The organism is Niallia sp. Marseille-Q9988 (genome assembly GCF_976954375.1).
The window spans coordinates 362,327-378,687 of record NZ_CDRJSZ010000005.1; the positions used below are offsets into that span (position 1 = coordinate 362,327).

The 16,361-nt window shown below is 36.5% G+C and carries 13 protein-coding genes; all 13 read left to right on the top strand.

Annotation, left to right across the window (positions count from 1 at the left end):
* The first annotated feature begins 190 nt into the window (after nt 1-190).
* The 13 genes from fapR (at nt 191) to ACWNMZ_RS11645 (ending at nt 16,356) form a co-directional block, all read left to right on the top strand.
* On the top strand, nt 191-754 hold the full coding sequence (fapR, locus tag ACWNMZ_RS11585) for a transcription factor FapR (RefSeq protein ID WP_031534407.1): 564 nt from the start codon (nt 191-193) through the stop codon (nt 752-754).
* Nucleotides 755-770: 16 nt separating this feature from the next.
* Nucleotides 771-1,757, top strand: coding sequence for a phosphate acyltransferase PlsX (gene plsX, locus ACWNMZ_RS11590; protein ID WP_251627397.1), 987 nt, complete (start codon nt 771-773; stop codon nt 1,755-1,757).
* Between the two features lie 61 nt (nt 1,758-1,818).
* Nucleotides 1,819-2,763, top strand: a complete 945-nt coding sequence (gene fabD, locus ACWNMZ_RS11595) for an ACP S-malonyltransferase (RefSeq protein WP_235247698.1) — start codon at nt 1,819-1,821, stop codon at nt 2,761-2,763.
* Complete coding sequence (gene fabG, locus ACWNMZ_RS11600; protein WP_031534413.1) at nt 2,764-3,507, top strand: 3-oxoacyl-[acyl-carrier-protein] reductase; 744 nt, start codon at nt 2,764-2,766, stop codon at nt 3,505-3,507. It begins immediately after the preceding gene.
* 140 nt (nt 3,508-3,647) lie between these two features.
* Nucleotides 3,648-3,878 (top strand): acyl carrier protein, encoded by a 231-nt coding sequence (locus ACWNMZ_RS11605; RefSeq protein ID WP_016201082.1) that lies wholly within the window; start codon nt 3,648-3,650, stop codon nt 3,876-3,878.
* Nucleotides 3,879-4,273: 395 nt separating this feature from the next.
* On the top strand, nt 4,274-5,014 hold the full coding sequence (gene rnc, locus ACWNMZ_RS11610; protein WP_031534414.1) for a ribonuclease III: 741 nt from the start codon (nt 4,274-4,276) through the stop codon (nt 5,012-5,014).
* A 66-nt stretch (nt 5,015-5,080) separates the two neighbouring features.
* Nucleotides 5,081-8,650: a chromosome segregation protein SMC gene (gene smc, locus ACWNMZ_RS11615; RefSeq protein ID WP_031534416.1), complete on the top strand. Its 3,570-nt coding sequence runs from the start codon at nt 5,081-5,083 to the stop codon at nt 8,648-8,650.
* 191 nt (nt 8,651-8,841) lie between these two features.
* A complete protein-coding gene (gene ftsY, locus ACWNMZ_RS11620; protein ID WP_235247697.1) occupies nt 8,842-9,831 on the top strand; it encodes a signal recognition particle-docking protein FtsY in 990 nt (329 codons plus the stop codon).
* A 156-nt stretch (nt 9,832-9,987) separates the two neighbouring features.
* The gene (locus tag ACWNMZ_RS11625) at nt 9,988-10,254 is read left to right on the top strand and encodes a hypothetical protein (RefSeq protein WP_031534420.1); all 267 of its coding nucleotides are present in this window, start codon (nt 9,988-9,990) and stop codon (nt 10,252-10,254) included.
* A gap of 396 nt (nt 10,255-10,650) precedes the next feature.
* Entirely contained in the window at nt 10,651-12,996 is a 2,346-nt protein-coding gene (locus tag ACWNMZ_RS11630; protein ID WP_251627323.1) for a hypothetical protein, read from the top strand.
* Nucleotides 12,993-13,925, top strand: coding sequence for an ABC transporter ATP-binding protein (locus ACWNMZ_RS11635; RefSeq protein WP_251627322.1), 933 nt, complete (start codon nt 12,993-12,995; stop codon nt 13,923-13,925). The genes ACWNMZ_RS11630 and ACWNMZ_RS11635 overlap by 4 nt, the downstream gene beginning before the upstream one ends.
* The gene (locus ACWNMZ_RS11640; protein ID WP_251627321.1) at nt 13,922-14,767 is read left to right on the top strand and encodes an ABC transporter permease; all 846 of its coding nucleotides are present in this window, start codon (nt 13,922-13,924) and stop codon (nt 14,765-14,767) included. Before ACWNMZ_RS11635 ends, ACWNMZ_RS11640 begins: the two co-directional genes overlap by 4 nt.
* 8 nt (nt 14,768-14,775) lie before the next feature.
* Nucleotides 14,776-16,356, top strand: a complete 1,581-nt coding sequence (locus ACWNMZ_RS11645) for a hypothetical protein (protein WP_251627320.1) — start codon at nt 14,776-14,778, stop codon at nt 16,354-16,356.
* Nucleotides 16,357-16,361 lie beyond the last annotated feature (5 nt).

Consider the following 16,361-nt stretch of genomic DNA (forward strand, 5'->3'; position numbering starts at 1 on the left):
TTACAAATTCTAATTCAAACTCTCAGTAGGTTTAAGTGGAAATCAACGGGCATACTTTGGGATTATGAGAGAGTGGCATTTCCAAAATCTCCACTAGCAATTTGGCACCAAAACTTCGGCTTGCATTCCAACTTCATAAATTATATACTACTATTAGTACCTAGTCTTAATAGTGCGGTGGTGTTAATAAATGAAGAGAAACAAGCGAGAACGGCAACAGCTGTTAGTGGAGACAATTAAAGAAACACCTTTTATTACAGACGAGGAATTAGCGGAAAAATTCTCTGTTAGTGTACAGACAATAAGATTAGATCGGTTAGAATTATCCATTCCAGAGCTTAGAGAGCGAATTAAAAATGTGGCAAAAAAATCACTTGAAGATGAAGTGAAAGCATTGCCGATTGAAGAAGTAATTGGCGAAATAATCGATATGGAATTAGATCATTCAGCTATATCTATCTTTGAGGTACAACAAGAACATGTCTTTACAAGGAATGGAATAGCAAGGGGACATCATCTCTTTGCACAAGCTAATTCTCTTGCTGTTGCTGTAATAAACGATGAACTTGCACTTACAGCTAAAGCCAATATTCATTTTACAAGATCAGTAAATTTAGGTGAACGAATTATTGCAAAAGCAAAAGTAAGTCATATAGATAGTATAACGGGAAGAACAACGGTAGAAGTTAATAGTTACGTGAACACGGAGCTAGTTTTTAAAGGTGAATTTGATATGTACCGTGCCAAAAAATAAAGGAGCAATCGTTATGATGAAAATTGCAATCGATGCAATGGGCGGAGACAATGCCCCAAAAGAAATAGTAATTGGTGCTCAAAAAGCAATTGAAGCTTTTTCAGATTTAGAAATACTTCTTGTTGGAGATGAAAAGCAGATTCAATCTTTTCTTACCAATAAAGAAAGAATCCATATTTTACATACAGAAGAGCAAATTTTAGCAACAGACGAACCAGTAAGAGCAGTACGCAGAAAAAAAACAGCGAGTATGGTTCTTGGTGCAACAGAAGTAAAGGAAAATAGAGCAGACGCATTTATCTCTGCAGGTAATACAGGTGCGCTAATGGCAACTGGATTATTTGTAGTCGGTAGAATGGAAGGCATAGATCGACCAGCACTTGCTCCAACTTTACCGACTATTGGTGGAGAAGGATTTCTTTTATTAGATGTTGGTGCAAATGTAGACGCCAAACCAGAAAACTTAGTTCAGTATGCAATGATGGGAAGCATCTATTCAGAAAAGGTTAGAGGAATTTCAAAACCAAGAGTTGGCTTATTGAATATTGGTACAGAAGAAAAAAAGGGCAATGAATTAACAAAGAAAACCTTTGACCTTCTCCAAAATACTAATATCCATTTCATCGGAAATATGGAAGCACGTGATTTGCTTGATGGAGTATGTGATGTTGCTGTTACAGACGGATTTACAGGAAATATGATTTTAAAAACAGTAGAAGGTACAGCGATGTCGATGTTTAAAATGATTAAGACAGAGTTAATGAGCAGTTTTACTTCAAAAATGGCTGCAGCTGTATTAAAGCCGAATTTAAAACAAATAAAAAATAAATTGGATTATTCGGAGTATGGGGGAGCTGCTTTATTTGGCTTAAATGCTCCAGTAATCAAAGCACATGGTTCATCTGACAGCCAAGCAATCTTCAGTGCAATCAGACAAACAAGAGAGTTTGTGCAATCTGGTGTAGTAAATCAGATCAAGGATGCAATGGAGCATGAAGCGTAAATTATATAGAAGCAACGTAAACACAGGTCTCGAATAGGAAGAAGAAGGAGAGTAGAAATAAATGGCTAAAATTGCTTTTGTTTTTCCAGGACAAGGCTCCCAAGGAGTGGGAATGGGAAAAGATTTATTTGAACAATTTGAACCGGCAGCAAATTTATTTAAAGTAGCTAATCAAAAATTAAACGTTGATTTATCGCAATTAATTTTTGAAGGACCAAAGGAAGAGCTTACGCTAACGCATAATACACAGCCAGCATTGCTTACAACGAGTATGGCAATATATGAGCATTTCAAACAGTTTCATATAGAAGCTGATTATGTAGCAGGACATAGCTTAGGTGAATATTCTGCGTTAGTGGCAGCAGGGGTGCTGTCTTTTGAAGATGCGGTATATGCAGTTCGTAAGCGCGGGGAATATATGCAAGAAGCAGTTCCAGCAGGTGAAGGTGCGATGGCAGCAGTGCTGGGCTTAGACAGAGAGCAATTGACAGCTGTGACAAGAAAAGTTTCTGATGCTGGTGATTCTGTACAGCTAGCAAACCTTAACTGTCCTGGTCAAATTGTAATCTCAGGTTCCACAAAAGGGGTTGAATTAGCCGGAGAAAAAGCAAAGGAAGCAGGAGCAAAGCGTGCAATTCCACTAGAAGTAAGTGGTCCTTTCCATTCAGCCTTAATGAAGCCAGCGGCGGAAAAATTTGCTGCGGTATTGGATGAATTAACATTAAAAGATGCGGAAATTCCTGTTATCGCCAATGTAACGGCAGAGCCAATTCATGATCAGGAAGAAATAAAAACAAAGCTTGTAGAACAATTGTATTCTTCTGTATTATGGGAGGATTCTGTTCGTAAAATGCTTGATTTAGGAGTAGATACTTTTATTGAAATCGGTCCTGGTAAAGTCCTTTCAGGTTTAATTAAAAAGATTGATCGCAAAGCGAAAGTATATGCTGTTAATGATATCGAAACAAGTAAGAAGGTTGCAGAAGAACTAAAGGGGGATATGTAAGTGAAATTAGCTGGTAAAGTTGCTGTTGTCACTGGAGCATCTCGAGGAATTGGGAGATCCATTGCGATTGAGTTAGCGAAGCAAGGTGCAGACATTGTTGTTAACTATGCAGGAAGTGTCGATCGTGCCAATGAAGTCGTTAAGGAAATTGAAGCTCTAGGCAGAAAAGCAATTAGTATTCAATGTGATGTATCCGATGGTGATTCTGTGAATGCGATGATGAAAGAGGCTTTAGAAGCGTTTGGCAGCATTGATATTTTAGTCAATAATGCGGGGATTACAAGGGATAATTTATTAATGCGTATGAAAGATTCTGAATGGGATGATGTTATTAATACAAATCTTAAAGGTGTTTTCCTTTGTACAAAAGCCGTAACAAGACCAATGATGAAGCAAAGAAAAGGAAGAATTATTAACATTACTTCCATTGTTGGGGTAACAGGGAATCCTGGACAAGCCAATTATGTTGCAGCTAAAGCAGGTGTTATTGGATTTACAAAAACGACTGCCAAAGAGCTTGCACAACGAAATATAACCGTTAATGCAGTTGCACCTGGATTTATAACGACAGATATGACGGATAAGCTAACAGAAGAAGTGAAAAATAGCATGCTTACCCAAATTCCACTCGGTCAATTTGGTCGACCTGAAGATATTGCGAATGCAGTTGTGTTTTTAGCCTCTGAAGACAGCAGCTATATCACTGGCCAAACATTGCATATTGATGGTGGCATGTATATGTAATTTTTCCTTTACTATGGGAAAAACTAGTCGTAAATAATAGGAGAACGCTAGCAGATAAAAGGAACAGCGAAAGTTAAAAAAGTTCTCATTTATTATTTCGTTAAAATACTCTATAATGCATTTGAGGGGAGGTGAAATAAATGGCAGATGTATTAGAGCGTGTAACAAAAATCGTTGTAGATCGTCTTGGCGTAGAAGAATCTGAGGTAACTCTAGAAGCTTCTTTCAAAGATGATTTAGGCGCTGATTCTCTTGATGTAGTTGAACTTGTTATGGAATTAGAAGATGAGTTCGATATGGAAATTTCTGACGACGATGCTGAAAAGATTTCTACAGTTGGTGATGCTGTGAATTACATAAGTAATCGCTAGTCAATGTTTAAAAGCTCCGCTAACCACGGGGCTTTTAATTTTGTATAGTAGATTATCAGCAAAAAACAACTACTGTAGGGTTTTTTACCCCTAAGAATAGATGACAATCTCCGTTTGTTTGATGTATACTAATAACTAAATGCCTATAATATAAAGGTATGTTCAAGTTAAATGGAACAGACTAGTTTTTAGCTGTTCAAACGTATTTTAATAAGCGGATAAAATGGATAAAATAGTTTTTCTTATGTGAAGCGGGGTTATTTCCCTAGTGGTAGCCCGATTTCTGTCATAGAAAAGGCTTGGAGAGAAAAAACTTTCCAAGTTTCTTTGCGTTTTTTATCTTTTTTACTTAAACTTGAAATGAATTGTAAACTTAGTGCTAAGGTGGAGGCAAAATGCGAGGCAATCGAAAAGACAAAAGAACCGTTCGACCAAATGAAAAAAAAATGAAGGAACTACAAGATAAAATAGGGATTCATTTTACAGACGAAAAACTATTGAAGCAGGCTTTTACCCATTCATCATATGTGAATGAGCATCGAAGAAAACCACATGAAGACAATGAAAGATTAGAATTTCTTGGTGATGCCGTGTTAGAATTGACGGTTTCTAAATTTCTCTTTAAGAAATTCCCAATGATGAGTGAAGGGGAACTAACCAAATTGCGTGCAGCAATTGTTTGTGAACCATCGCTAGTTTCATTTGCTAATGAACTTTCCTTTGGCAACTATGTGCTATTAGGTAAAGGCGAGGAAATGACTGGGGGAAGAACGAGACCAGCGTTACTTGCTGATGTATTTGAAGCGTTTGTTGGTGCTCTTTATTTAGATCAAGGATTAGATTCAGTGGTAGTATTTTTAGAGGAAGTAATTTTTCCGAAAATTAATAACGGTGCTTTTTCTCATGTGATGGATTTTAAAAGTCAACTGCAAGAATATGTTCAAAGAGATGCTGTTGGTACAATCGAGTATAAAATACTTCTTGAAAAGGGACCAGCTCATAATAGGGAGTTTATTTCCCAAGTGTTTTTAAATAATCGTGAGCTTGGTACTGGTATGGGACGCTCGAAGAAAGAAGCGGAGCAGCAGGCAGCGCAAAAATCATTATTGATGTTAAAGGCGGAAAGTGAAAAATAAAGTGTTTGATATTACGCATAGACGATTAATGCAACTAGAGAAACAAGAAGGAATCGGGGTGAGGGTATGTTCTTAAAACGGTTGGATATTATCGGATTTAAGTCATTTGCAGATCGAATTTCAGTCGATTTTGTGCCTGGTGTAACGGCAGTGGTTGGCCCCAACGGAAGTGGGAAAAGTAATATTACCGATGCAATTCGCTGGGTTCTTGGCGAGCAGTCAGCTAAATCCTTGCGTGGAAGTAAGATGGAGGATGTTATTTTTTCAGGGAGTGACTCACGAAAAGCAGTTAACTTTGCGGAAGTAACATTAACGTTAGAGAATGAGGATCATTTTCTTCCATTGGATTATCATGAAGTAAGTGTAACAAGACGTGTTTATCGTTCAGGAGAAAGTGACTTTTTAATTAATAAACAATCATGTCGCTTAAAAGATATTGTTGATTTATTTATGGATTCTGGACTGGGAAGAGAGGCTTTTTCTATCATTAGTCAAGGGAAAGTCGAGGAAATTTTAAATAGTAAGGCAGAGGATCGCAGGTCTATATTTGAAGAGGCAGCAGGTGTATTAAAATACAAAACACGTAAGAAAAAAGCAGAAGGGAAGCTTGTTGAAACACAAGATAACCTTAATCGTGTAAATGATATATTACACGAATTAGAGAGTCAGGTGGAGCCATTAAAAATTCAAAGCTCCATGGCAAAAGAATATTTGCATCATCGAGAAAATCTTGAATCAATTGAGGTAGCCTTAATGGTTCATGATATTGAAGAGGCACATGAGCGATTTGAAGCAATCTCCAAGCAGCTAGAGGCCTATAAACAAGAAGAGTTAAAGTTATCCTCTTTGCTCCAAAGTAAAGAAGCAAAAATGGAGGAAGGGAAAAACGAGGTAGCAGCTCTTGATGAATCGATTGATGATCTACAGCAAGTACTTCTTTTAGTCAGTGAGGAACTAGAGAAGCTTGAAGGTAGAAAAGAAGTATTAAAAGAAAGAAAAAAGAATGCTACACAAAATCGCGATCAGCTTGAAAAAAGTAAAGTGGAGTTACAGGAAAGAGTAGCAGCACTCGTTTCGCAAAAAGAAACTCAACAAAAGCTTGTTTATGAATTACAAGCAGAATCAAAGGAAATTGAAGACACATTAAAGGTTAACGAGAAAAATCTGGCCCTTTTTAACGAGAATTTAGAAGAGAAAATTGAAATGTTAAAAAGTGACTATATAGACATAGTAAGCAATCAAGCAGCATCTAAAAATGAACTAAATTCGGTTAACCAGCAATTAGAGAATCAGGAAAAGAGAACATCTCAGCTTGATGAGGAAAATGTTAATTATACAAATGAGCGTGTCCGTATTCAGGAAAAAAAGACAAGTATTTCAGCAAAGCTTAAGGAGCTTTCTGACGAACTAGAGAGATGGTCGACAGCTTGGAAAGAAAAACAAAGTCATTTTGCGGGAATAGAGGCAAAAGTTCAACAAGTGGAAAAGTCTCTTTATCAATCCTACCAGTTTGCCCAGCAGGCAAAATCGAGAAAAGAAATGTTGGAGGAATTGGAAGACGATTATTCTGGATTTTTCCAAGGAGTTAAGGAAGTTCTTAAAGCAAGAGGCAAGTCTTTGCACGGCATTAGAGGAGCAGTTGCAGAATTAATGCAAGTGCCAAAGGAATATAGTGTGAGCTTGGAAATTGCTTTAGGTGGTTCGATGCAGCATATTGTTGTGGAAACAGAACAAAATGGTCGCGAGGCAATTGCGTATTTGAAGAAAAACGGTTATGGACGAGCTACTTTTTTACCAATGAATGTTATTAAAGGAAAATCCCTTTCCGATTCGCAACTAAGGCTAATTCAAGGTCATCCTGCGTTTATTGGCATTGCGGCAGATTTGATTAACTATGATAGTCAATATCGCGAAATTATGCGCAGTTTACTTGGAAATGTCGTTATAACCAAGGACTTAAAGGGTGCCAATGAAATGGCGAAAATCCTTCAGTATCGTTCCCGCTTTGTTACATTAGACGGAGAAATTGTTAATCCTGGTGGTTCCATGACAGGGGGAGCAATCAAGCAAAAGCAAGCATCTATCATCACCAGAAAAGGTGAATTGGAAGAGCTGAAGAAAAAGATTTTTGAAATGGACAAAACATCTCTTAAGCTTGAGGAACAGCTGAAAAAGGGAAAAGCGGCATTGCAAACAGAAGAATCAACCATGGAAGAAGCTCGATTAAAAGTCGAGGATCTTCGTTTCCAAATTCAAACATGGAAAGATGATTTAAAAGAAGTTGAATTTGAAGAAAGAGCCATGAATGATAAATTGTCGCTATATGATCGGAATAAGGCAGATTCTAATCAAGAGCAAGAGCTTCTTCTAAAAAGAAGAACGGATTTACAAAAAGAGCTTGAAGAACAGAATAAAAAACTTACTGAATTGGATAAAGAGATTGCCTTATTAACAGAGCAAAAGAATAAACAATCTGTTTCCAAAGAATCGGTAGTAAATGCAATTAGCGACCTAAGGATCCAGTCTGCGGCAAAAAAAGAAAAGCTTAGACATGAGAAAGAGAAGCTTGCGACCATTTTGCAAGAACATCAAGCAACGGAAGAAAAATGGAAGCTTGTCAGTGAAGATCTTCGCTTGCTTTCTTCTGAAATGAGCAATTCGCATTCTGGAGAAGCGACGCTAGAAGAAGCAGCAGAGCAAAAGTTGCATGAAAAGCAAGAAACTATCCAGCTAATCTCTTTGCGTAGAGAGGAAAGATTGCAAAAGCAAATGCGATTAGAAGAGCTGGAGCTTGAAACGAAGGAGCAGCGCAGACTTCACAGAGGTATCGTCCAGGCTTTAAAAGATGAAGAAGTAAAATTGAACCGTGTAGATGTAGAACTAGATACACGATTAACTAATTTACGTGAGGAATACTTATTAACGTATGAAGGAGCAAAGTTAGATTATCCTTTAACGTTAGAAGTAGAGGAAGCGCGTAAAAAGGTGAAGCTTATTAAATTAGCGATGGAAGAGCTCGGCACTGTCAATCTTGGTGCTATCGAGGAATATGAACGAATTTCGGAAAGATATGAGTTTCTTCTGGAGCAGAAAACAGATTTAGAAGAAGCGAAAGATACTCTTTATCAAGTAATTGATGAAATGGATGAAGAAATGAAAAATCGCTTTGAACAAACATTTGAAGGCATAAAAGAGCATTTTGAAACTGTCTTTCAAAGCTTATTTGGTGGAGGAAGTGCAGATTTAGTTTTAACAAATCCAGAAGATCTCTTAAACACAGGAGTAGAGATAGTTGCCCAGCCACCAGGGAAAAAGCTACAGAACTTAAGTCTGTTATCTGGTGGAGAAAGAGCGCTAACTGCTATTGCTTTATTATTCTCGATTCTGAAAGTGAGACCTGTTCCTTTTTGTATCTTGGATGAGGTCGAAGCAGCATTGGATGAAGCGAATGTATTTCGATTTAGTTCCTATTTAAAACGATATAGCCATGAAACCCAATTTATTGTCATTACCCATCGCAAAGGAACAATGGAAGAAGCCGATGTTCTTTATGGGGTAACGATGCAAGAATCTGGCGTATCAAAGCTAGTTTCCGTACGCTTAAGTGAAACGAATGAGTTAGTAGCTAATGCATAATCCTTTTGCAGACACTAATACTTCTAGTTAATAATTTTTAGTTTCCAAGGCCAATTCCTCCTACAGAATAGCTTAGTAATTGGCCTTGTGAAATTTAATCCTAAATCGTTAATAGAAAGAAAACTTACATAACCACGGGGCATATCAATAAACTTTATAAAAAAAAACCTAAATGAAAGAAGGGATAATAATTGAGTTTTTTTAAAAAGTTAAAAGAAAAAATGTCTCAGCAGACGAGTACAGTAACCGAGAAGTTTAAAGAGGGATTATCGAAAACAAGAAATAATTTTTCCGAAAAAGTCAATGATCTCGTTTCTCGTTATCGTAAAGTAGACGAAGATTTCTTTGAAGAGCTGGAAGAAATATTAATTGGCGCAGATGTTGGCTTTGAAACAGTTATGGAGCTAATTGATGAATTAAAAAATGAAGTCAAGCGAAAAAACATCCAAGATCCAAAAGAAGTCCAGGATGTTATTTCAGAAAAGCTCGTTGCTATTTATCAGAACGGAGAAGACGAATCTTCTACAATTAATATGCAAGCAGACGGCTTAACGGTGATTCTTTTTGTAGGTGTCAATGGAGTAGGAAAAACAACGACAATCGGTAAGCTTGCCCATAAGTTTAAAGAAGAAGGCAAAAAGGTTTTACTTGCTGCAGGAGATACTTTCCGCGCTGGAGCTATTGAACAATTAGAGGTGTGGGGAGATCGTGTCGGAGTGGACGTCATTAAGCATACTGAAGGCTCTGATCCAGCAGCAGTTATGTTCGATGCAGTACAGGCTGCAAAATCTCGTCAAGCAGATATTCTTCTTTGTGATACAGCTGGAAGACTGCAAAACAAAGTGAATCTAATGAAAGAGCTAGAGAAAGTAAAACGAGTTATTGAGAGAGAGGTTCCAGGTGCTCCCCATGAAGTTCTACTCGTGCTAGATGCGACAACTGGACAAAATGCATTAGTACAGGCGAAAACGTTTAAAGAAACAACAAATGTAAGTGGGATTGTCTTAACTAAATTGGATGGCACAGCTAAAGGTGGTATCGTGCTTGCAATTCGCAACGAGTTGCATATTCCAGTAAAATTTGTTGGTTTAGGAGAAAAAATGGATGATCTCCAAAGCTTTGATCCAGAAAGATATGTATATGGCTTGTTTTCAACATTAGTAGAAGAAAGTGAAGAGTAAAAAGTGAATTTACATAGATGTCGCAAAGGAAACTTTGCGGCATTTATTTATTGGCTGTTTTTTTGATTGTTAAATATTTGCAAAGGCGTAATAAAAATAAGAATAAGTAGAACAATAAAAAGTAGCATATTACTTTATTTTTCGGAGGGAAAACGTATGATTATTCAATGCGTTGTTTTACTTGTTCTTATTGGAGGAATTGCCTTAATGATAAAAGGACATCTTGTAGAACATCATGCCTATGTTCAACTTGGAGACTCCTTACCAGCTAAAAAAATGGAGGAAGCAGACTGGGGAAATCTGCTTACTTTAGAAGAAGAAAATCTATTTCTAAATAGTTTATCAGGCATGCGCATGAAAATAATCGGCGCGCTTTTAATTGCGATTCCAGCAAGTATTCTAATTTTATTTCATATTCATTAGTTTTTGGTTTGGCTGAAAAAAGAGCAAGAGTGGCTGATAAAATGGCTAGATGACATATAAATTAGATTTTTGTTTGATTATAAGGATGCTTTTGCTATCAATTCGTCCGAAAAGTAACCAAATCAATAACGGATATATACTAAAACTCCTGTTAACTTTCACAAACAGGAGTTTTTGATTCGAAAATACTAAAAAATAGTTTCTGGCATATAAAACCTTTCGACCATTTCCTTCGTCTAATAACAAAAGAAGAAAAATTTTACAAAAAATATGTATAAAAAGTATAGTATATTGTAAAATTACATTATGAAATTTTTCTAATTTGGTGTAGGGTGAAAACTATTACCAATCGTCTATTAAATAGAATGAAAAAATAAAAAATGGGGGAAACACAGTTTGCGAAAAGTCAAAAAAGTTTTAATCATCTGCTTTATTTTATTTTTGGCCACCACTTTTATTGTGAAAGAAGCAAATGCAGCAAGTACATCCGGCATAAAAATTACAACAGAAGCTGGTTTGGATGGCAAAGTAATGGATGGCAAAGGATTTATGCTAAAGGTCACGATTGAGAATAAAGAGAAGGATTTCAAAGGTGACTTACTTATTCCTTATTCTCCTAGTTATGATATCGGTGGACAAACATTAGTACCTGTCGATATACCAGCAAACAGCAAGAAAACGTATACTGTAACAATACCAGGGATGTCTTCGGATTCTAACTATACTAGTAATAAAATGAAATTATATCGAGATAGCTGGCAAAAAGACGAGGAAGTAAGTTTTACTGGTGTTAAAGAAGTAAGGCTAAACTTAATTTCAGATCAGACTTTAGGCATTCTTACCGATCAGTATGACAAATTTAAAAATTTGCGAAAGCTTTCAAGCAGTTCCATTATTACGACGGATCTACTTAAAGAAGATATACCAGATCAAGCATTAGGCCTTGAAACGCTAAGCTTTTTAATGGTCGATCAATTCTCCTTAACAGAATTAACAGAAGAACAGCAACTGGCGATTAAGAAATGGATAGAAAAAGGAGGAATCTTAATTACCGGTGCAACGACAAATGGAAAGCAAGCATATGGCAATTTAGAATCACTAATGCCATTGGCTCTTGGAAATGAGGAAGAGATTCCATTGTCTGGAATTGACACAAAAACGAAAGAACAGAAAAAGATAACTGCTTATCGGTCTTCGCTAACAGACGGTTCTGACGCCATAACGATACATAATGAGCATCCACTGGTTGCGAAAAAAAATCTTGGGGAAGGGAAAATTATTCAAACCTCTTTTTCACTTAGTGATTCTACCTTACTGAATTGGCAGGGCTTTAATAGTTGGATGGAGAATCTATTGCAAACAGAGAATACACGGATAACGGCAAATTATCAATATAGTGGGAATCCTTTAAGTAATCTTTACTATCAATTTGTCGAATCAAATGAGTATTTTAAAAGCTCAACGATTACAACTGGTCGTTTATTAATAATACTGGCAGGTTATTTATTAGTTATTGTGCCAATATTGTATTTTGTACTAAGAAAATACGATAAAAGAGAGCATGCTTGGTGGATTATTCCGAGTCTTTCGATTCTTTTATCATTAGGAATGTTTATTACTGGGGCAAAAGATAAAATAAAAAATCCGCAGATAAATGAAATGGGTATCTACCAATATAGCAATAATTATTTATCTGGCTACCAAGCAACAACCCTTTTATCGAATAAATCCGGTGATTTTGCTTTAACCTTTGATCAAGATACATATACTCCTTTTCCTTATTTAGGATATGGAGAGCTGCAAGTTAAAGCTATTAAAAATGAAAAAGTGAAAAATAGTGAAATCATTTTTCCAGAAGTAGAATATTGGTCTAGCCGTACCATGTATGGAAAATCCTCTATGCCAATAGAAGGTGGATTTAGCCATGATTTTGCTGTAACAGAAAAAGATATTTCAGGAACGATAACGAATCTGTATCCATTTGATTTTTCAAAAGTCTTTATCTGGTCAGGTAATGAAAAAATCGAACTAGGTCCTATTAAATCTGGTGAAACAAAGAATGTTCAAGTCACACATAGCAATAAATACTTTTCTAGACCAAGTGGAAATGGCAATGGTTATTATATTTACGATTATAATGGCCATGATTTAAAGGAGTTTAGAGAATTAGTGGTGGAAAGCATGGTATTAAGTACGGATTACTTTAAAAACATATCTACTGGAGAGCCGGTGTTAGTTGCGATTACGAATGAAGATATCGTGGATGTTGGGATTGCTAGCGAAAAGGAAACGAAAAATAGCACTAATTTAATCATGGAGCCGATTATTTTAACCAATCATTTTCCAGGAACATTTACGATAAATGAAGGAAATATGGAACAAAAATTAACCGTTATCGAAGGAGCCATTTATAGTGAGAACTACCAAAATAATGATATTTCATTAGAAGATGGCGAGTATTTATATACACTTCAAATTCCTAAATCGTATGATATAAAATCGCTATCGTTTGATTCATTAACTGTTCATCCAAATGGTAATCCAGGTGTCACATACAATATTTATAATAAAGAAACAGATTCTTATGAAAAAATAACTAGTCTTTTTAAAGTAGATAAAGATAAAGTTTCTGCCTATTTAGATGAAAATAAAATAATCAATATGAAGGTAGTAAAAGCAACGAATGGAGATCCATATATTCAGCTGCCATCTGTTAAGATTAAAGGAGAGATAAAAGAATGATAGAAATTAAAGGTCTTTCCAAAAAGTATGGAAAGTTTACAGCGCTTGAACCGCTAGAACTTCAGATTGAAGAAGGATGTGTGTTTGGGTTTGTTGGTCAAAATGGGGCAGGTAAATCGACGACATTTTCCATTCTTGCTACTTTATTAGCACCTACCTCTGGCACGGCAACTATTAATGGAGCGGATATCATGAAGCAGCCGAAAGAGGTAAGAAAACAATTAGGGTATATGCCTGATTTCTTTGGTGTTTATGATCAGCTAAAAGCAGAAGAATATTTAGATTTCTATGGCGCTAGCTATGGGATTCCGGCAGCAAAAAGAGAAAAATTAATCCCACAGCTATTAGAGCTAGTAAATCTTTCTCATAAGCGAAAGGATTATGTGGATCTTTTGTCGAGAGGAATGAAACAAAGACTTTGTCTTGCTAGAAGCTTAATTCATGATCCGGCGGTTCTAATTCTAGATGAACCTGCTTCTGGCTTGGACCCTCGAGCCAGAATTGAAATGCGTGAGATTTTAAAAGAATTAAAAAATATGGGGAAAACTATTCTTATTTCTTCACATATCTTGCCAGAGCTAGCAGAAATGTGTGATGTTATTGGAATTTTGGATCAAGGGAAACTAGTCGCACAAGGGACGGTATCAGCAATTCAGCAGCAATTGCAAAGTGAAAAAATGATTAGTGTAAAAACACTGGATATGCCAAAAACGATTGCATTTTTAGAAGAAAACCCACGAATTACAAAATTGGAAGTCTTGGAGAATGCTAAAACGATTCAATTCCTGTTTAAAGGCGGAGATGAGGAACAGTTGAGCCTTTTAAAAACAGCAGTTAATATGGAGATTCCGATCATTAGCTTCGCCGAAATGGAAAGTAATTTAGAGGATGTATTTATGGAAATTACAAAGGAGGTTGAATTCTCTTGAAAACCTATTTTATGAATCCTGTATTAAATAAAGAGTTAAAGTTACGCTTTCGTTCAGGGAAAACATTTCTTGGAATCCTGTTTTATCTCCTTGCTCTCTCCTTGCTGATGGTTGCTTTTATGTTTGTACTAAGAACATCGAGCCCAGTTGGTTTTTTCAAACCGCAGGAAAGTCGTATGATGTTCATGTTTTTGGCTTTCTTTCAATTAGGTTTAGTTTTATTTATTACTCCAGGTCTTACTGGTGGAGTAATTAGTAGTGAGCGGGAAAGGCAAACCTTAAGCATTTTGTTAACGACAACGCAAAGCAGTTTTACGATTATTATTGGAAAATTACTTTCTTCTGTTGCATATTTGGTTTTATTAATCCTTGCGAGTCTACCAATATATAGCTTTGTATTTCTATATGGTGGTATCTCCCCGACACAGCTAGTGCAAGTATTTTTCTTTAGCTTATTTACAATCTTAGTTATTGGTAGCTTTGGTGTTTTATTTTCGACGCTGATTCGCAAAACGATTGTCAGCATGGTTACAACCTACAGTGTTACCTTATTTATTGTCGGTGGAACGGTCGTGATATCGCTCATTCTCTTTCAAATGGCAGATATCTATTCTAGTTCAGTACCCAAAAAAGTACCTTCCGTCTATTTTAGCGCGATGTTTAATCCCGGTATTGTGCTAGCAGATATATTTGAACCAACCGTTTCTGATCAAATAAAGGAATGGACAGGAATTAAATTTCCTATATGGGCGGCACATGTCATTAGTTATTGTGTAGTCATTGCGCTTTCGCTGACAATTAGTGTCCGTAAATTACGGGCCAATATGAAAAAAGGGAAGTAGATAATCGTATGGAAAACCACAAACAATATAAGGAATTAGTGAAACCGGTAAGACAGTCCCTAGCAAGAGAATTGATTGCAAAAGAGTTCTGTTTTTTACTTGCGGTTTTAGGAGGAGTTTATCTCCTTCTCTATGTTTTTGCCTATTTTTTTGTGCTTCCGTTTTTATCATCCATTCTTTTTCTAACAGCTTGTATTGGTGTCCTTCTTTTTCTGTTTCGATTATGGAGAAAGTGGCCAACTGAAAAACAGGCTGTAAAACTATATAATCAGTTCGTTTCAGATGATTATGCAACGACTGCCTATGCCTATTTACAGAGTAAGGGCGCTGTAGAACAGTTAGTTGTAAAACAGGCGATATCGGAAATGGAACAGAAGCAATTAGCTGTATTAAAACGGAAGAAAAGCTATTTCTCCCCGAAATTTGTTTTATCAGGAGTTGCTTGTCTTGTTATTTGTGTCCTGTTGCAGCTTTTCCCATCCATTAATATGGAAGCAGCGAAGGAAAAAGAGAATGAGATAAAAACAATGGCTAAAGCGGAAAAAGAATTAGAAAAAGCAATAAAAAAAGAAACAAATCAACAAGTAAAAAAAGAACTTAAACAGGTTCAAAAGGAATTAGAGAAGAAGGATACGGTCGAAAAAACCTTTGCGGAATTGGAAAAACAAGCGAAAGAGCTACAGCTAAAAAAAAGAAAGCTTCAAGAGAAAAGCAATGAACGACAAAAAGCGGAAGCAAAGCTGAATGAAGCTGGCTTTATGTCTCTTTCTAAAGCCATTTCAGAGAAGAATCAAGAATTAGTCAAGAAGGAATTACAAAAAGCAAACGAGCAATATGATCAGTTAACAGATAAACAAAAAGATGCCCTAAATCAATTGACTGGTGGAAATAAGCAGTTAACAGAAGAACAGTTACAGCAGCTATTAGACCAGATGGAAGATTTATTAAATAATGAGGAGCTTCTTGAGCAATTGGAATCTGTACAGACTGAACTAGCTCAAGTAGAAAATCTTCTTAAAAATGAAAGTCTTGCAAATGGAATAACAGTACCTAATTCTAGCACAGTTGCTGATGGATCAAGTAATGATGGTGAGAATTCACCAGAAAATGCAAATGCTAATGGCCAACAAGGGCAGAAGGACAATCACGGCTCTACTAATGGAAATGATGGTAGTGACGGCTCAGGGAATGGGGATGGTTCAGGAACAGGGTCGGGCTCAGGATCGGGCTCAGGCTCAGGCTCAGGCTCAGGAAATGGCTCAGGTTCCGGGAATGGTAGTGGGTCTGGAGGTGGAAATGGCTCTGGAGCAGGATTTGGGGGCGGAAGCAGAGAGTTATTAACTGTCCCAGAAAAAGTAGATGGCAAAGATAACATCGAAGTGGATTCAGGTGAATTAGGGAATGGAAAGCAAGGTCAGGTGATAGAAGGGGAAGGTCCAGTTCTGAAAGGGAGTGTTCGTCCATATGAACAAGTATTTTCAGAATATGAAGCTTCTTATAGGGAAAGTACATCAAGATATACATTACCACATGACTTGGAAAAAATTGTGAAGAATTATTTTACTGATATAAAACCAAATGAAAAGTAGGGGAA